This window comes from Streptomyces sp. B21-105 (assembly GCF_036898465.1).
GTDB lineage: Bacteria > Actinomycetota > Actinomycetes > Streptomycetales > Streptomycetaceae > Streptomyces.
The window spans coordinates 3,578,553-3,594,976 of sequence record NZ_JARUMJ010000001.1 but is presented as its reverse complement, the minus strand read 5'-3'; the positions used below and the strand labels follow the sequence as shown (position 1 = coordinate 3,594,976).

Annotated in this window: 15 protein-coding genes and 1 tRNA gene; 4 read left to right on the top strand and 12 right to left on the bottom strand. The window is 70.4% G+C overall.

Annotated features, from left to right (window positions below; genetic code table 11):
• The first annotated feature begins 192 nt into the window (after positions 1–192).
• The gene (locus QA802_RS16150) at positions 193–468 is read left to right on the top strand and encodes a hypothetical protein (RefSeq protein WP_334522854.1); all 276 of its coding nucleotides are present in this window, start codon (positions 193–195) and stop codon (positions 466–468) included.
• 929 nt (positions 469–1,397) lie between these two features.
• On the opposite strand, the gene QA802_RS16145 is transcribed toward QA802_RS16150, so the two are convergent.
• From QA802_RS16145 to QA802_RS16130, 4 genes are all read right to left on the bottom strand, one after another.
• Positions 1,398–2,828, bottom strand: coding sequence for a GH1 family beta-glucosidase (locus QA802_RS16145; protein WP_334522851.1), 1,431 nt, complete (start codon positions 2,826–2,828; stop codon positions 1,398–1,400).
• 207 nt (positions 2,829–3,035) lie between these two features.
• Complete coding sequence (locus QA802_RS16140; RefSeq protein WP_334534675.1) at positions 3,036–3,905, bottom strand: carbohydrate ABC transporter permease; 870 nt, start codon at positions 3,903–3,905, stop codon at positions 3,036–3,038.
• A 59-nt stretch (positions 3,906–3,964) separates the two neighbouring features.
• The gene (locus QA802_RS16135; protein ID WP_334534673.1) at positions 3,965–4,975 is read right to left on the bottom strand and encodes a carbohydrate ABC transporter permease; all 1,011 of its coding nucleotides are present in this window, start codon (positions 4,973–4,975) and stop codon (positions 3,965–3,967) included.
• A gap of 5 nt (positions 4,976–4,980) precedes the next feature.
• Entirely contained in the window at positions 4,981–6,312 is a 1,332-nt protein-coding gene (locus tag QA802_RS16130; RefSeq protein WP_334522848.1) for an ABC transporter substrate-binding protein, read from the bottom strand.
• A gap of 466 nt (positions 6,313–6,778) precedes the next feature.
• Between QA802_RS16130 and QA802_RS16125 the strand changes: the two genes are divergently transcribed.
• Positions 6,779–7,834 carry a LacI family DNA-binding transcriptional regulator gene (locus QA802_RS16125; RefSeq protein WP_334522845.1) on the top strand — a complete coding sequence of 352 codons (1,056 nt, stop codon included), beginning with the start codon at positions 6,779–6,781 and terminating at the stop codon, positions 7,832–7,834.
• A 51-nt stretch (positions 7,835–7,885) separates the two neighbouring features.
• On the opposite strand, the gene QA802_RS16120 is transcribed toward QA802_RS16125, so the two are convergent.
• The 5 genes from QA802_RS16120 to QA802_RS16100 form a co-directional block, all read right to left on the bottom strand.
• Positions 7,886–8,440: a GNAT family N-acetyltransferase gene (locus QA802_RS16120; protein ID WP_334522843.1), complete on the bottom strand. Its 555-nt coding sequence runs from the start codon at positions 8,438–8,440 to the stop codon at positions 7,886–7,888.
• Positions 8,441–8,508: 68 nt separating this feature from the next.
• A tRNA-His gene (locus QA802_RS16115) sits at positions 8,509–8,581 on the bottom strand.
• An 83-nt stretch (positions 8,582–8,664) separates the two neighbouring features.
• Positions 8,665–9,267, bottom strand: a complete 603-nt coding sequence (orn, locus tag QA802_RS16110) for an oligoribonuclease (protein ID WP_334522840.1) — start codon at positions 9,265–9,267, stop codon at positions 8,665–8,667.
• Positions 9,268–9,395: 128 nt separating this feature from the next.
• Positions 9,396–10,631, bottom strand: a complete 1,236-nt coding sequence (locus tag QA802_RS16105) for a helix-turn-helix domain-containing protein (RefSeq protein ID WP_334522837.1) — start codon at positions 10,629–10,631, stop codon at positions 9,396–9,398.
• A gap of 386 nt (positions 10,632–11,017) precedes the next feature.
• Positions 11,018–11,347 carry a hypothetical protein gene (locus tag QA802_RS16100; protein WP_334522834.1) on the bottom strand — a complete coding sequence of 110 codons (330 nt, stop codon included), beginning with the start codon at positions 11,345–11,347 and terminating at the stop codon, positions 11,018–11,020.
• Between the two features lie 525 nt (positions 11,348–11,872).
• Between QA802_RS16100 and QA802_RS16095 the strand changes: the two genes are divergently transcribed.
• Positions 11,873–12,400: a universal stress protein gene (locus QA802_RS16095; protein ID WP_334522831.1), complete on the top strand. Its 528-nt coding sequence runs from the start codon at positions 11,873–11,875 to the stop codon at positions 12,398–12,400.
• Positions 12,401–12,560: 160 nt separating this feature from the next.
• Positions 12,561–13,127, top strand: a complete 567-nt coding sequence (locus QA802_RS16090; RefSeq protein WP_334522828.1) for a GPR1/FUN34/YaaH family transporter — start codon at positions 12,561–12,563, stop codon at positions 13,125–13,127.
• Between the two features lie 133 nt (positions 13,128–13,260).
• On the opposite strand, the gene glmS is transcribed toward QA802_RS16090, so the two are convergent.
• From glmS to QA802_RS16075, 3 genes are all read right to left on the bottom strand, one after another.
• On the bottom strand, positions 13,261–15,078 hold the full coding sequence (gene glmS, locus QA802_RS16085) for a glutamine--fructose-6-phosphate transaminase (isomerizing) (RefSeq protein WP_334522825.1): 1,818 nt from the start codon (positions 15,076–15,078) through the stop codon (positions 13,261–13,263).
• Positions 15,079–15,102: 24 nt separating this feature from the next.
• Positions 15,103–15,360, bottom strand: coding sequence for a hypothetical protein (locus QA802_RS16080; protein WP_057574519.1), 258 nt, complete (start codon positions 15,358–15,360; stop codon positions 15,103–15,105).
• A 106-nt stretch (positions 15,361–15,466) separates the two neighbouring features.
• Positions 15,467–16,411, bottom strand: a complete 945-nt coding sequence (locus QA802_RS16075; protein ID WP_334522822.1) for a DUF4429 domain-containing protein — start codon at positions 16,409–16,411, stop codon at positions 15,467–15,469.
• Between the last annotated feature and the right edge of the window lie 13 nt (positions 16,412–16,424).

Below are 16,424 nucleotides of genomic sequence, written 5' to 3'. Positions count from 1 at the left end.
TCGGTGAGTCAGAACCTATGTGCGCAATAAAAATGTTACGCACAGTACATCTCGTAGTTCTGTAGTGGCTTAGTGTGTGAGGCGTTGTCAGCAAGGGCGCTCGGCCGACACGCCGCTCGCGCCCGTGAACCGGGAACGGCATGCCCTGTCCCTGACACGAGCAGGGCATGCGGCCCGATGAAGGGAAGGCACATGCCCAGGAAGAACGAGAAGCCCGAGGAGAAGGACCAGCAGGTTGTGGTGTCGGTCCGTTTCCCCCGTCACCTCCTGGACCGCATCCACGCCATCGCGGCGGTGGAGTCAACCAGCGCCAACGCCGTCATCAGGGCGGGGATGGACGCCTGGGTGCGCGACCGGGTGGCCGGCGCCGACTTCCGCGCGGCGAGCGAGGCCTACATCGCCTCGGCCCAGCGGCAGGTGGCGACGGCGCTGCAGGAACGCCCTTCGGGCGGACCGGGCCAGCCGTAGGGATGTCACCACTGTCGGATCCTGCAGGCGATGTGCGTACTTCAGGCTCCATGACTGATCCATGCACCGGTCTCTCTCGAGCCGGGGCCCCTTGGGGGCCCCGGCTTCGCTGATGCCCGCCCCCGGCCGTCACGCACCCGGTTTCAGCGTGGTCGGCGCCGGAGCGTGATTGCTCTGGAGAACAGATCTAAGCGGACCCGACCATCCGATGGCGCTCCTTCCAGCAACCGTTTTCGCAGCCCCTCGACCAGCGGCACCCGGCGTGCTCGTCAGCGGATTTGCAGTGGCGCAACGCCACGGTTCGCCACCCCGCGCCCGAAGGCGCTACCCGCGCGCAAGCTGGCAATCCGCCAGTCCGTACAGGTTTCAATGAAAATTTGCGGAAAGGTGCAATTTCACCTGCAGTTGCAAGGGTGACGCAGATCACGCAGCCTGCTTTTGCGTGCCGGCCCGTCCGGGCAAGGTCCGGCCCCGATGGCGCTGTCCATCACTCCGCGGAGTGGGCGCGAAGCCGGCGCCGCCTGAGGTCGCCCAGCCGCATCAGTGCCGGCCTCGGTCAAGGGCCGGACGTGGCGAGCGTGGCGTCGAAACCGTCAGCGGCCTGTTCTCCCGGCTCGTCGCCTTCGCCAAGGCCAAGGGGCTCGGCCGGTTGTCCACGTGGCCGGGCGATGCGGGACAGGCGGTGTCCCGGCGGAGCCACGAACTACGCGGACGCCGCTTGCTGCGGCCCCGTCCTTCAGACCGGCTTCACCTTCGGGTTGTGTCCCGTGTCCGGGCACGCAGAGGGCGCGGCACGCCCCCACGGCGTGCCGCGCCCCTCCCCCTGCCCCCCGGGTCAGGCGGTCTCTGTGCAGTCCCGGCCACCGTCAGGCGGCCTCCACCGCCCACAGGCGGTTTCGCGCCACCGTCAGACGGTGGCGGCCCGGCGGTCAGGCGGTCTCGGCCTCGGGCAGCGAACCGGTGCGCGCCGCCTGGCTGTACCAGAGGGCGCTCGACTTCGGCGTGCGGGTCAGCGTCGCGTAGTCCACGTACACCGCGCCGAACCGCTTCTCGTAGCCGTACGCCCACTCGAAGTTGTCGAGCAGTGACCACAGGTAGTAGCCGCGCACGTCGGCGCCGTCCGCGATCGCCTGCCGCACGGCAGCGAGGTGGCCGCGCAGATAGGCGATGCGCTCCGGGTCGTGGACACGGCCGTCCGCGTCGGGCTTGTCGTCGTAGGCCGCGCCGTTCTCCGTGATGTACAGCGGCAGGCCCGGCGCCTCCCGGGTGTAGCGCATGATCAGCTCGTGCAGACCGGTCGGGTCGATGGACCAGCCCATCTCCGTGCGGTCGCCGGGCGTCAGGTGGAACGCGACGTCGTCCGCGGCCGGCCACGGCGAGTGGTCGCTCGCGCCGTGACCGTCCGAGCGGGGGCCGCGCACCGACGCGTCCGCCGCCGAGACCAGCGTGGGCGTGTAGTAGTTGAGGCCCAGCGCGTCCAGCGGCTGGTGGATGGCGCGCAGATCGCCGTCGAGGACGTACGACCAGTCCGTCAGCGAAGAGGTCGCCGCGAGCAGCGTCTCGGGGTACGCGCCCCGCAGGATCGGACCGTGGAAGACCCCGTTGGCGAGGTCGTCGATCTTCTGCACCGCGGCCAGGTCCGCCGGGTCGCCCGGGGACAGCGGGCGTACCACCGAGGAGTTGAGGCTGATGGCCACCGCGTTGCGGGCCGGCATGGCCGCGCGCAGCGCCGACGTGCCCAGCCCGTGCGCCAGGTTCAGATGGTGCGCAGCCTTCAGCGAGGCCACCGGCTCCGTACGGCCCGGCGCGTGCACCCCGGACGCGTAGCCCAGGAAGGCGCTGCACCACGGCTCGTTCAGCGTGATCCAGTTCTCCACCCGGTCGCCCAGCGCCTCGCCGACGATCTGCGCGTACTCCGCGAACCGGTAGGCCGTGTCCCGCTCCGGCCAGCCGCCCGCGTCCTCGAGCTCCTGCGGGAGGTCCCAGTGGTAGAGGGTGACGGCGGGCTTGATGCCCTTCGCCAGCAGCTCGTCCACCAGACGGCGGTAGAAGTCCAGGCCCACCTGCACCGCGGGACCGCGGCCGGTCGGCTGGACCCGGGACCAGGAGACGGAGAAGCGGTACGCCGACAGGCCCAGGTCCGCCATCAGGGCGACGTCGTCGCGGTAGCGGTGATAGTGGTCGACAGCGATGTCACCGTGCTCGCCGCCCGCCGTCTTGCCGGGGGTATGGCTGAAGGTGTCCCAGATCGAGGGGGTACGGCCGTCCTCCCGCACCGCCCCCTCGATCTGGTACGCGGAGGTCGCCGCGCCCCAGAGGAAGGCGGGGGGAAAGGTCACCGGAGAAACGGGCTCAGGCATGGAAGCGCTCCCATGAGTGGTCGTCGAGACCGACGGAGGTTGAGGGGGGAAGTGGTGCGACGGGGGGCCGAGGCGGCGGTGACCCGGCCCCCGGGAGATTCATGGACGCATGACGGCCGTCGCCTGGGCCGCCGACGCCGTGAGCGGTGGGCGTCCTGGTGTCGGTGCGATGGGCGTCCTGATCGCGCGGGGGCGACTCAGCCCAACTCAGCCCTTCACCGCGCCCTGCATGATGCCGCCCACGATCTGCTTGCCGAAGATCGCGAAGACCAGCAGCAGCGGCAGCGTGCCGAGCAGCGCGCCCGCCATGATCAGGGACTGGTCCGGGGTGTAGCCACGGCCCAGGCCCGCGACGGCGACCTGCACGGTGGGGTTGCCGGTCTGGCTCAGCACCAGGAACGGCCACAGGAAGTCGTTCCAGGTCTGCACGAACATCAGCATGCCGAGCACCGCCATCGCGGGCCGCGCCGCGGGGAACACCACGTGCCACACCACGCGCCAGCTGCTCGCGCCGTCCACCCGGGCGGCCTCGATGATCTCGTCGGGCAGCGCCTGGATGAGGTACTGCCGCATGAAGAACACGCCGAACGCGCTCACCAGCGAGGGCAGGATCACCGCCTGCAGCTGGTCGGTCCACTCCAGCTTGGCGACCATCATGTACAGCGGGATCACGCTCAGCTGCGGCGGCACCATCATCGTGCCGATCACGATCAGCATCAGCGCGCCCCGGCCCCGGAAGCGGAGCTTGGCGAAGGCGAACCCGGCGATCGTGGAGAGGAACACGATCGTCGCCGCCGACGTGCCCGCCACGATCGTCGTGTTGACGAACGCCGTGCCCAGGTTCGCGTCGTTCCAGGCCACGTCCAGGTTGTGGAAGAGGTTCGAGCCGAACACGAACGGGGGCGGGTTCTGCGCCAGCCGGTTGTTGTCCCGGGAGGCGGCGATCGCCGTCCACACCAGCGGGAACAGCGACACGATGGTGAACACGGTCAGGATGATGTAGGCGATCGGGCCGCCGTGCATGTGCCCGCCGGCCTGCGCGGACTTCGGGCGCCGCACCTTGCGGGCCTTCGGCACGGCGTCCTCGGGTTCCGCGGTCTTCGCGGTCGTTGTCGTCGTCGTCACGGCCGGTACTCCTAACTACTGGCGCGCAGCCGGCGCGAGATGACGTAGTTGACGATGCCGACCACGATCAGGATCAGGAACATCGTCCAGGCGATCGCCGAGGCCCGGCCCAGGTGCTGGTTGACCCAGCCCTGCTCGTACAGGTACAGGCCCAGCGTCTGGAACTGGTGCTCCGCGCCGCCCGACGCGCCCTTGTTGGCGTCGAACAGCAGCGGCTCGCCGAAGACCTGGCTCGCGCCGATCGTCGACACGACGACCGTGAACAGGATCGTCGGCCGCAGCGACGGCAGCGTGACGTGCAGGAACTGCCTCCAGCGGCTCGCGCCGTCCAGCGCCGCCGACTCGTACAGGTCCTGCGGGATGGCCTGCATCGCGGCCAGGTAGATCAGCGCGTTGTAACCGGTCCACCGCCAGATGATGATCGACGAGACGGCGATCTGCGACGGCCACTTGTCGTTCTGCCAGTCGATCGCGTCGATCCCGACGAAGTGCAGCGCCCAGTTGATCATGCCGTAGTCACGGCCGAAGAGCAGGACGAAGACCAGTGAGGCGGCCGCGATCGAGGTCGCGTACGGCGCGAGCATCGCGACCCGGTAGAAGGTCGAGGCCCGCAGCTTGTAGTTCAGGATGTGGGCGATGCCCATGGCCATCAGCAGCTGCGGAACGGTGGCGATGATCCCGATGGTCAGGGTGTTCTTCGCCGCGTTCCAGAAGAAGTCGTCGTCGAAGATGCGCGTGTAGTTGCGCATCCCCACCCACGTCATGTCGGTGGGCGCGGTCAGCTCCACCTGGTGCAGCGAGGCCCAGCCGGTGTAGAGCAGCGGGAACAGGCCGAACGCGAGGAACAGCAGGAAGAACGGCGAGACGAACGCGTACGGGCTCCAGCGCTTGTCCCGCTGCCAGCGGCGGGAGAGCCGGGCCCGACGCCGCTGATCCGCGTCCGTGAGGACGGCGGGCGGGCGGCCCGGGGCCGCGCCCCCCTCCTTGGCGGGGGGCGCGGCGGTGTCGTGGCGGGTGGCCATTCGGGTCACTTGTCCAGGTTGTTGTCGATGGTCTTGGTCGCCGCTTCCCAGGCTTCCGCCGCCGACTTGCCCTTCGTGACCAGGATGACGCCGTTGTCGCTCAGACCCTGCTGGATGATCTGGTCCTTCGGGCCGATCACCTGGACCGGGGCGGTCTTGGCGGCCTCCGCGAAGATCGTGCCGATGTTCTGCTCACCGGTCATCTGGTTCTTCGCGTCGGTGACTTCGGGCATCGTGTACGCGCCCGGCGCGCTCGGGAAGTTGCCCTGCACCTTGAACAGCTTCGCCTGCTGCTCGGGCGCGGTCAGCCAGGCGGCCAGCTTCTCGGCTTCCTTCACGTTCTTGCCGGCGGAGGGCACGCCCAGGAAGGCGCCGCCCCAGTTCCCGGACTTCGGCGCCACCGCGACGGCCCACTTGCCGGACGACTCGGGCTTCGACTTGCCCTTGATCGTGCCCAGCATCCACGGCGGGCAGGCGATGGTGGCGAACTTGCTGTTGGCGATCGTCGTGTCCCAGGCCTGCTGGAACTGCGTCTGCGGCTGGACCAGGCCCGCCGCGGCGGCCTTCGCGGTCAGGTCGAAGCCGGCCTTGATGGCGGGGTTCGTCTTGTAGATGATCTCGCCGGAGGAGTCGTAGAACTTCTCCTTCTCACTGCTGAGGACCGCGTTGAGCAGCCCGCCGGGGGAGTCCATGAAGTACGTGCCCGCGGGCGCCTTCTTCTTGAACTGCTCGCCGACCGAGAGGAACTTGTTCCAGTCGCCCGCCCACAGCGCGCCGACCTCCTTGGGGTCGGTGGGCAGACCGGCCTGCTTGAAGAGGTCCGTGCGGTAGCAGAGGGCCATCGGGCCGACGTCGGTGCCGAGGCCGATCGTCTTGTTGTCCTTGGCCGTGGCCTGCGCCCACTTCCACTCCAGCCAGTTGCTCTTGCTCACCCCGGCGGCCTTGGACATGTCCTGGAACTTGGACGCCTGGGTCGCGACGACCTCGGCGATGTTGGCCACTTCGATGGCCTGGACGTCCATCAGACCGCTGTTGGTGGTCAGGTGGTTGACGAGCGCGGGGTAGTAGTTCTCGTTCCGCTCGATCACGTTCTCGGCGATCTTGATGTTCGGGTTGAGCTTCTCGTACTCGGCGTAGAGCCCGGCCTCCTTGTAGCCGAAGGTGCCGAACAGACCGAGAGTGATCGTGGTCTTGCCCTTGCCGCTGCCGGACGACGAACCGTCGGAAGCCTTGTCGTCGCCGCCGTCGTCGGCACAGCCGGCCAGCAGGCCGGCGCCCAACGACGCGACGGCCGCGAGGACAACCGCCCGGCGGGCGGTTCGGGTACGTGCTCGCATTACGTCCTCCTGTTGCCCTGACGTGCCGACCCCCCGGCCAACTGCAATGTTGGGCCCGTCAGTTACTCGCTGCGGCTCGGGCGGGGAACGTGCGGGATGTGTATGTGTCAGGTACCGTGGGAGCGCTCCCACAGGTGATGTGTTGAAGAGTCGTCGGTTCCGGCGGGGGTGTCAAGGGTGGGAGCGTGGAGAGATGCGTTCAGTTATCGGCCTGTTAGCTAACCAGGTGAAGCGGCGCCCATAAAGCACAGTTCGGCATAAATGGTCCGCCGGATGTCTGAAGTGACGCGGATCCGAGGATCCCGGTCGGCGGCAGGCGTCAGCGGGTCCCGGGCATGGAGCCGGGGCCGGGGGCCGGGGGCGTCGGGGGGTCGGGCCCGCGGTCACCGGGGCTCCCGGCGACCGGGGGCCCGACGGGCAGGACTGTTAGATTCCAGGCGAGTGCGAACGACGGAAGGCGGAGCCCATGGCAGGCCACGGAGTACGGGGGCGCAGCGGGGGCCGGCCGACCCTGGAAGAGGTGGCCGCGCGTGCCGGCGTCGGCCGGGGCACGGTCTCCCGGGTGATCAACGGTTCGCCGAGGGTCAGCGACGCGACCCGCGCGGCGGTGGAGGCGGCTGTCGCCGAGCTCGGCTATGTCCCGAACACCGCCGCCCGCGCGCTCGCGGCCAACCGCACGGACGCGATCGCCCTCGTCGTCCCCGAACCGGAGACCCGGTTCTTCGCCGAGCCGTACTTCTCGGACATGCTGCGCGGCGTCGGCGCGGAGCTCGCGGAGACCGAGATGCAGCTGCTGCTGATCTTCGCGGGTAGCGATCGCGAACGCCGCAGGCTGGCCCAGTACCTGGCGGCGCACCGGGTGGACGGCGTCCTGCTGGTCTCGGTGCACGCCGACGACCCGCTGCCCGATCTGCTGTCACAGCTGGAGATCCCGGCGGTGATCAGCGGCCCGCGCTCCGCCGCGGAGACGCTCCCGTCCGTGGACTCCGACAACTACGGCGGCGGCCGCTCGGCGGTCGAGCACCTGCTGTCCCGGGGCCGTACCCGCATCGCTCACATCACCGGCCGCCTCGACGTCTACGGCGCTCAGCGGCGCGTCGACGGCTACCGGGACGCGCTGCGCGACGCGGGGCACCCGGTGGACGAAGGGCTCATCGCCCTGGGCGACTTCACCGAGGAGGGCGGTCACCGCGCGATGCGCGAACTCCTCGCCCGCACCCCCACGCTCGACGCGGTCTTCGCGGGCTCCGACGTCATGGCGGCGGGCGCCCGCCAGGCCCTGCGCGAGGCGGGCCGCCGCATTCCGCAGGACGTGGCCCTGGTCGGCTACGACGACTCGGCGATAGCCCGTCACATGGACCCGCCGCTGACGAGCGTGCGGCAGCCCATCGAGGAGATGGGCCGCAGAATGCTGGACCTCCTCCTCACCGAGATCGCGGACCGCCGCCCGGCGGTCTCCCGGGGCCTGGAGCGCCGACAGGTGGTGCTGGCGACGGAGCTGGTGGGCCGGACGTCTTCCTGACGGACGGACGGACGTGCACGAACGGGTTACGGGGGCCGGGGCCCGGGGACGTCAGGCCTGCCCGGGGCTTTCGGAACGCCACCTGATCTCGCCGTCCTGCTCCTCCCGTGTGGGGGAGAGCCCGGCCGCGGCGGCCACCGCGGCGGAGGCCCGGTGGTCGGGGTGGACATGGGCGACGACCGTCCGCACGTCCTTCTCCCGCAGCCATCCGACGAGTCCGCGGGCCGCCTCGGAGGCGAGGCCGCGCCCCTGCCAGGGGACGCCCACGACCCAGGCGATCTCGGCCTCGGTCCAACCGGTCACCGCCCCTTGGCCGGTCACCGTCGCCTGGACCGTCCCGGCGAGGCTGCCGTCGCCGCCGCTGTGGCCGTCGTCCCGTGTCCGCAGCACCCAGTTGCACCAGGAGACGGACGGGTCGGGGGAGCCGGCGACGAGGCGCTCGTAACGGGCGCGGAGCTCCTCGGGCGTGCTGGGCGCGCCGCCGATGAAGGTGTGCAGGGCGGAATCGGCGAGGACGACCGCCATACGGGCCGCGTGCTCGACGCGCAGCGGGAGGAGATCGAGCCGGGCGGTGCGGATCGGCTCGGGGCGGAAGGTTGGGCACATGAGGCTGCTCCCGGGAAACACATCAGCCGGTGACCTCCCTTACGGGAAGTCACCGGCTGATGACTCAGGGTGAGTGACGGGACTCGAACCCGCGGCATCCTGGACCACAACCAGGTGCTCTACCAGCTGAGCTACACCCACCACGTCCGGCAGTTGACTTTGTGGTCTCCCTACCGGCCGAGAAAAAGTGTACAGGGTCCGCAGGGGTGCTCGCGCACGGCTTTCTACGGGGCGGGCAGGACGTGCTTCGCGGCGATCGACTTCGCGGTGTCGGAGTCGGGCCCGGGCTGCGGCACGAAGACCGCTTCGCGGTAGTACCGCAGTTCCGCGATGGACTCGCGGATGTCGGCGAGGGCGCGGTGGTTGCCGTTCTTCGGGGGGCTGTTGAAGTACGCCCGCGGGTACCAGCGCCGGGCGAGCTCCTTGATGGAGGAGACGTCCACGATCCGGTAGTGCAGGTAGCCCTCGAGGGCCGTCATGTCCCGGGCCAGGAATCCGCGGTCCGTGCCGACGGAGTTCCCGCACAGGGGCGCCTTGCCCGGCTCCTTCACGTGCTCGCGGACGTACGCCAGCACCTGCTCCTCGGCAACGGCGAGCGTCGTGCCGCCCGCCAGCTCGTCGAGCAGTCCGGACGCGGTGTGCATCTGACGCACCACCTCCGGCATCGTCTCCAGCGCCTTGGCCGGCGGCCGGATGACGATGTCCACGCCGTCGCCGAGGATGTTCAGCTCGGAGTCGGTGACGAGGGCGGCAACCTCGATGAGAGCGTCGTCCGACAGCGAGAGGCCGGTCATCTCGCAGTCGATCCACACCATGCGATCGTTCATGCGACCCACCCTAAAGCTGACGTCGGCTTTTGATGCGTCCGCGGCAGGCCCGGGGCTCGCCGGCCGTGGACGCGGACGCCGGACGGGGCGAGATGCCCGTCCGGCGTCCACACACTGCTGTCATCCGGTCACAGACCGCTGCGCTGCCCCGGAAGGCTCGCGCGCGACGCCAGATAGGAGTCGCGGGCGTGCTCGGACGGCAGCGACGCCGACGCGCCCACCGGGCCGGCCGTCGCCGCGGCCGTGCGCCGGACCTGCGGCGGCACCGGGCCGGGCGTCTCCGGGTACGACGACGGCAAAGGCGGCGGTGGCGGCGGCGGCTCGCTGTCCGGCGAGCGTTCGGTCTGCGGCCTGCGCGCCCGGTAGGCCGCCCGGTACGCCGCGGGCGACGAGCCGAGCTGACGGCGGAAGTGCCCGCGCAGAGCCACCGGTGAGCGGAAGCCGCACCGGCCCGCGACCTCGTCCACCGAGAAGTCCGAGGTCTCCAGCAGCCGCTGCGCCTGCAGCACCCGCTGGGTGATCAGCCACTGCAGCGGCGCGCTGCCGGTCAGCGACCGGAAACGGCGGTCGAAGGTGCGGCGGCTCATGTAGGCGCGTGCCGCCAGCGTCTCCACGTCGAACTGCTCGTGGAGGTGCTCCAGCGCCCAGGCGACGACCTCGGCCAGCGGGTCGGCGCCGATCTCCTCGGGTAAAGACCGGTCGAGATAGCGCTCCTGACCGCCCGATCGGCGCGGCGGGACGACCAGGCGACGGGCCAGCGCGCCGGCCGCCTCGTTGCCGTGATCCGTCCGCACGATGTGCAGACAGAGGTCGATTCCGGCCGCGGTGCCGGCGCTCGTCAGCACGTCGCCGTCGTCCACGAAGAGTTCTCGTGGATCGACGTGCACCGACGGATAGCGCTTGGCCAGCGTCGGCGCGTACATCCAGTGGGTGGTCGCCGGCCGGCCGTCCAGTAGGCCTGCCGCGGCCAGCACGAACGCGCCGGTGCACAGGCCCACGATGCGGGCGCCCTCTTCGTGCGCCCGGCGCAGTGCGTCGAGCGCGTCCTCCGGCGGCGGCGAGGTGATCGAACGCCAGGCCGGCACGACGACCGTGCCCGCCCGCGCGATCGCCTCCAGGCCGTGTGGCGCGGTGAGTTCCAGGCCCCCTGTGGTCCGCAGCGGGCCTTCTTCGCCGCCGCACACCAGCAAGCGGTAGCGCGGCACGCCGGCGTCCTGGCGGTCAATCCCGAACACCGACAGCGGAATGGAACTCTCGAAAATGGGGCCGCCGCTGAACAGCAGCACCGCGACGATCTCCTTGCGGCGTCGCCCGGAGAGCTTCCGGGCCGCGGCTTCCGGCGCGGCAGTGGAGTCGTGGCTCATCCTGCTAAGCCCCCCTCGGTGGTCGCGGCGCCCCTAACTTGTCGGGCTTGTCGCTCCTGCACGTTTCCCCTCGGTCCTGCACGAGTCCCCCGCCGTAGACAGTCAAGATCGAATCTAACGTGTCGCACAATGCCGGCGTGGCCAGTTCACCACCCGGCGGATTGTCGACATGGCAACTTGGCGTGAAGCATTCGATCACGAAGCGTTGCACTCGTGGGCCGTGCAGGGAAGTGCGCCTCGGTGTGGTGGCCAATCCCCGTAGGGTGCGCAGGGCCCCGAAGACCCTTTCCGTGCAGGTGGAACGGGGGGTGGGGGGTAGTTACGGCAAGAGAAGCGCACGGACCGGAAGTTGGCTGAAAAGAATCGGGTCCATGTGTGAAAACCGGTCAACCGACCGGTGAGTTTCCCCCGGAGTGACGACCGCCACGGTGCGACCCCGATCCGGCCCGCTGGCGGCGCCCGCGGTGGTGTGCCTGCGGCGCCTGTTCCTCGGCGAGCGACCGGGCCGGATACCGCTCCGACCGGCGCAGCAGCAGCCGGCAGACGGCCGTGACGGCGGCGAGGCCGACGGCGGTTCCGGTCGTGCCGGCCAGTGACGTCCCGTACCAGAGAAGGATCACCGGGACGAGGACGCAGGTGAAGGCCGCCCAGCGGATCAGGTCGGTGGTCCGGTCGTCGCCGGGGCGGTTCTCGGGGCGGACGCGGGGCGACGGCACGGGGCGGGCTCCTTCCCGGACGGCGGGGCGACGGGCTACTGGCGACTGGCGGCGGGGTGGCTGCGGCGGGGTGACTGGCGGTCGGCGGTGGCGTGACTGGAGAGCGGGACGAGGGGCGGTCGGAGGCGGGGCGGGCGGGTGATCGGGTCGTGGGTGGCCGGCGGCGGGCGGGCGGCCGGTCGTGGGGCGGGCGGCCGGTCGTGGGGCCGGTGTTGGTGGGGCGGGTGGCGGTGGGGCGGGCGGCGGTGCAAGGGGTTCAACGCCTGCTCGAGCCGTCGGTCACTGCCGCGGCGCGTCCGGTGCGAGCGAACTCTGTGCAAACCGCCTGTACGGGGCAGCAACCATTGCGTTACGGGCGTCCGCTCGTGCATGCTCCCTGGAACCCCCACCGAGGGTGTGCGGGCTCTGGGCCCAGGAGGCGTGCCGCCGTACCCTTGGGGGTACGGGGTTGGGAAGACCGTTCCCGGACAGCTCCGCCGCTCACCGCCGTCGCACCCGTATAAGGATCGATACGCCGAGACAGCCATGGCCGGTCACGAATTCTTCGAACCAGCGGACCGTAAGCGGCCCGTCGCCGATCCCACGGCGGCCGAGCCCCTGGCGGCGGAACAAGCACGTCATTCCTGCGATCCCGCCTTCAAGCACGGCGTGGTCGTCGGCTTCGACGGCTCCACGTCCAGCGAGCGCGCTCTCGCGTACGCCATCGGCATGGCGCATCGCTCCGGCTCGGGGCTGATCATCGTCCATGTCGCCAACCGGCTGCCCACCACGGTGTGGGCCGGCTGTGAGCCGCCGGTCTTCGTCGACGTGCCGGACCATCGCACCGAGGTGCTCGGTCTGGAGTTGGCGTGCGCGGACTACCTCGCCGAGGTGCCGTGGATCCTGGTCGAGCGCGGCGGTGACATCTGCCACGAACTCGAAGAGGTGGGGCGGGAGTACGAGGCCGACGCGATCGTCGTCGGCTCGACGCACGGCCTCGTCGGGCGGATCTTCGGCTCCGTCGCGGGGCGGCTCGCGAAGCGGGCGAAGCGACCCGTCGTTGTCATTCCGTAACTCGCCCTTCTCCCAGGTGAGATGAGATGTGGGTACCCCCGGCCGTACCCCCGCCCCTTGTGTCGCGCAGCGCGAAACTACTGACGCGTAGGGGTGTTTGTGCCTTTGTGAAGGGCATATATCGCTCACACAACTGCACATGCCTGAAGGGAGCCCCGCCGTGGACAACGACGTCTCTGCGGGAAGCAGCACCACCACGATCGCCGGCCGACTCGCCCTGGGTGTCACCCTGTTGGCCTTCGGCCTCGGGTACACCGACCTCATCGACGGTGTGACGGCTGCGGACGCCGTATCGATCGCCCACTACATCGGCGGCGTCGCACTGTTCGTCGCCGGCCTGTTCGCCCTCCGGGACCGTGACTCGGCCACCGGCACCGCCTACACCGTCCTCGGCGCCTTCTGGTTCACCTGGGCCGTCTCCGCCGGAACCCAGATCTCCGACAACGCGGCGGGGCTCTTCCTGCTCCTGTTCGCCCTCGTGGCGCTCTCGCTGACCCTCGCCGGCGGCGACCAACTCGGCCAGGGCGCCTACGGGTTGTTCTGCGCCGGGCTGGTGCTGATGGCCGTCGCCCGGTTCGCCGACAGCGACGGTCTCACCAAGGCGGGCGGCTGGTTCGCCGTCGCGGCGGGCGCGGTCGCCTGGTACGCGGCGACGGCGGCGCTGGCCCACTGGCCCACCGCGTTCTCCCGACGCGCTGCCCGCCCCGGAGTGACGGCCGCGGGCTGACCGGCAGCCGGCGCCGGGGATGCGGGCGTCCCCGGCGCGAGAACGGCCCCCCGCGTGCAGGTGGCGCACGCGGGGGGCCGCTCGGGGTCCGGGCCCGGGTTCGTGTCCGGGTTCGTGGTCGGGTTCGGCTCGGCTACTCGACCGTCACCGACTTGGCGAGGTTGCGGGGCTTGTCGATGTCCCGGCCGAGCGCCTTCGCCGTGTAGTAGGCGAGGAGCTGGAGCGGGATGCCCATCAGGATCGGGTCGAGCTCGTCCTCGTTCTTCGGGACGACGATCGTCTGGTCGGCCTTCTCCTGGCACTCGTGGGCCACCGCGAGGATCCGGCCGCTGCGGGCCTTGATCTCCTCCAGTGCCGCGCGGTTCTTCTCCAGCAGGTCGTCGTTCGGGACGATCGCGACCGTCGGCAGGGCGGGCTCGATGAGGGCCAGCGGGCCGTGCTTGAGCTCGGAGGCCGGGTAGGCCTCGGCGTGGATGTACGAGACCTCCTTCAGCTTCAGGGAGGCCTCACGGGCCACCGGGTAGCCCCGGACGCGGCCGATGAAGAGCATCGAGCGGGCCTCGGCGAACTCCTCGGCCAGCTTCTTGATCTCCTCCTCCTGGGAGAGGATCTCCGCGATCTGGCCCGGCAGCTTGCGCAGCCCCTCGATGATCCGCTTGCCGTCGCGCACCGACAGGTCGCGGGTGCGGCCCAGGTGCAGGGCGAGCAGCGCGAACGCCACGGTGGTGTTGGTGAAGCACTTCGTCGAGACGACGCAGACCTCGGGGCCCGCGTGCACGTACACGCCGCCGTCCGCCTCGCGGGCGATCGCCGAGCCGACCACGTTGACCATGCCCAGCACCCGGGCGCCCTTGCGCTTCAGTTCCTGCACGGCGGCCAGCACGTCGTACGTCTCACCGGACTGCGAGACGGCGATGTACAGGGTGTCGGGGTCCACGACCGCGTTGCGGTAGCGGAACTCGGAGGCGGGCTCGGCGTCCGCGGGGATGCGGGCCAGCTCCTCGATCATCTGGGCGCCGATCATGCCCGCGTGGTACGAGGTGCCGCAGCCGAGGATCTTGACGCGGCGGATCTGGCGAGCCTCGCGGGCGTCCAGGTTGAGGCCGCCGAGGTGCACGGTGGAGAAGCGGTCGTCGATGCGGCCGCGCAGCACGCGGTCCACGGCGTCGGCCTGCTCGTGGATCTCCTTGTGCATGTAGGTGTCGTGGCCGCCCATGTCGTAGGAGGCGGCCTCCCACTCGACGGTCGTCGGCTCGGCCGTGGTGCGGGTGCCCTCGGTGGTGTACGTGCGGAAGTCGTCGGCCTTGAGGGTGGCCATCTCGCCGTCGTCGAGGGTGACTATCTGACGGGTGTGGGCGACCAGCGCGGCGATGTCCGAGGCGACGAACATCTCCTTCTCGCCGATGCCGAGGACGACCGGCGAGCCGTTGCGGGCCACGACGATGCGGTCGTTGAAGTCGGCGTGCATGACGGCGATGCCGTAGGTGCCCTCGACCACGCGCAGCGCCTCGCGGACCTTGTCCTCGAGCTTGTCGGCCTGGGAGCGGGCGATGAGGTGGACGAGCACCTCGGTGTCCGTCTCGGAGAGGAACTCGACGCCGTCGGCCTCGAGCTTCCTGCGCAGGTCGGAGGCGTTGTCCACGATGCCGTTGTGGACGACGGCGACCTTGAGGTCGGCCGACATGTGCGGGTGGGCGTTCACGTCGGACGGGGCGCCGTGGGTGGCCCAGCGGGTGTGCGCGATGCCGGTCGTGCCCTTGAAGCGCGCCGGGACCTTGGCCTCCAGGTCACGGACCCGGCCCTTGGCCTTGACCATCTTCAGGCCGGCCGTCTTCGGGGAGGTGACGACGATGCCCGCCGAGTCGTACCCGCGGTACTCCAGGCGCTGCAGTCCCTCCAGCAGCAGGGGCGCGACGTCGCGCTTGCCGATGTATCCGACGATTCCGCACATATAAGGGTATCCCCAAGCTTTCGATCAGCCGTAGACGATGCGCCGCAGCTGTCGGAGCGAGAGCTCCGGCGGTGCGACCGCCCGGTATTTCAGGTCCGCCTCGATCTGTCCGAAGATCTCCGCGTTCACCAGACCCTGGGCCTGGAGCTCGCGGTGGCGGCGACGGACGTAGTTCTCGGTCGTCTCGTCGAAGTAGGCGAGCACATCCTGGATCACCCGCAGCGCCTCGCCCCGCTGGAGGGGCGTGGAACGCGTCAGGTGATCAACAAGTTCGTCGTGCACCCGGTAGATCCTGGGGTACCAGAGCCGGTTTCGCAAGAAACCTGCCCGGTTTCGGGCAGGTGTGGGGCGAGGAGCCCCTGGCGGAACGTGGGATGTGTTATGAGCGTCACATGCGGTGCAGGACCGCCTGCTTGGCCAGCGCGAACTCGTCGTCCGTCAGCACGCCGTCGCGGTGCAGCTCGCCGAGCTCGCGCAGTCGGCGCAGCAGGGCGTCGTGGTCCGGGCCGGGCGCGGGCGAGGGCACGGCCCCCGGCGGCAGGCCCGGCGCGGACGACACGGACGACACGGACGACGCCGACGACGTGGAGGACATGGACGATGTGGACGGCGGCAGCGCGTTCTCGGGGGCGGCGGCCGGGTGGGGCAGCCGGGCCTGCACGGCAGCGGCGACGAGCGCCATCAGGGGGTCCTTCTTGAACCCCCACAGTTCCACGGCGTTGGGGTCGTACTTGGCCGGCGCCTTCGTCGGCGCGTGCCGCAGCCGGAAACGCAGGCAACCGTTCTCGAGACCGACCGCGGGCTGCCACTCCACGCCCTCGATCTCGGCGACGCCGATACTGCGGGCGCCGCCCGAGGACTTGGACTCCTCCGTCTTCCAGTTCCACTCCAGGCGCACCCGCTCACCGTCGAAGCCCGCGGTGCCGTCCCCGGCGGAGACCGACAGGGGCACGGAGGGGCCGGGCAGTAGATAGGCGTGGACCGGGCCGGCCGGGACCCCGTCGAGCAGCAGCGCCCGGCGCACCTCGTCCACGAGGTATTCGGCGACGCCGTACCGGTCGGACTCGACGGTCAGCTGGTAGGGGTCGTGCGGTTCGGTCAGCCGGCCGCCGGTCGCGTGCAGCAGGGGGTCCGCGCCGTCGCGCAGCCGAAGCCTGAGCCGTCCGGTCTTCTTGCCCTGCTCGAACGAGACGCCGGCCAACGCGCCCAGGGGAACGGTGAGTTCGCCCAGCGTCCGGCGGAGCAGGCTGACGTTCTTGTCCCGGCCCGGGGTCAGCCGCAGGGCGTCGCCGTCGAAGACCCATGTTCCGTCGCGCTGGATGATTTCCGCCATGGGGGGATTCTTC

Excerpts from the sequence above, each read along its gene's own strand:
- QA802_RS16130 (WP_334522848.1), bottom strand. The coding sequence starts at position 6,312 with ATGCGAGCACGTACCCGAACCGCCCGCCGGGCGGTTGTCCTCGCGGCC.
- glmS (WP_334522825.1), bottom strand. The coding sequence starts at position 15,078 with ATGTGCGGAATCGTCGGATACATCGGCAAGCGCGACGTCGCGCCCCTG.
- QA802_RS16095 (WP_334522831.1), top strand. The coding sequence starts at position 11,873 with ATGGCCGGTCACGAATTCTTCGAACCAGCGGACCGTAAGCGGCCCGTC.
- QA802_RS16120 (WP_334522843.1), bottom strand. The coding sequence starts at position 8,440 with ATGTGCCCAACCTTCCGCCCCGAGCCGATCCGCACCGCCCGGCTCGAT.
- QA802_RS16145 (WP_334522851.1), bottom strand. The coding sequence starts at position 2,828 with ATGCCTGAGCCCGTTTCTCCGGTGACCTTTCCCCCCGCCTTCCTCTGG.
- QA802_RS16075 (WP_334522822.1), bottom strand. The coding sequence starts at position 16,411 with ATGGCGGAAATCATCCAGCGCGACGGAACATGGGTCTTCGACGGCGAC.
- QA802_RS16135 (WP_334534673.1), bottom strand. The coding sequence starts at position 4,975 with ATGGCCACCCGCCACGACACCGCCGCGCCCCCCGCCAAGGAGGGGGGC.
- orn (WP_334522840.1), bottom strand. The coding sequence starts at position 9,267 with ATGAACGATCGCATGGTGTGGATCGACTGCGAGATGACCGGCCTCTCG.
- QA802_RS16150 (WP_334522854.1), top strand. The coding sequence starts at position 193 with ATGCCCAGGAAGAACGAGAAGCCCGAGGAGAAGGACCAGCAGGTTGTG.
- QA802_RS16105 (WP_334522837.1), bottom strand. The coding sequence starts at position 10,631 with ATGAGCCACGACTCCACTGCCGCGCCGGAAGCCGCGGCCCGGAAGCTC.
- QA802_RS16125 (WP_334522845.1), top strand. The coding sequence starts at position 6,779 with ATGGCAGGCCACGGAGTACGGGGGCGCAGCGGGGGCCGGCCGACCCTG.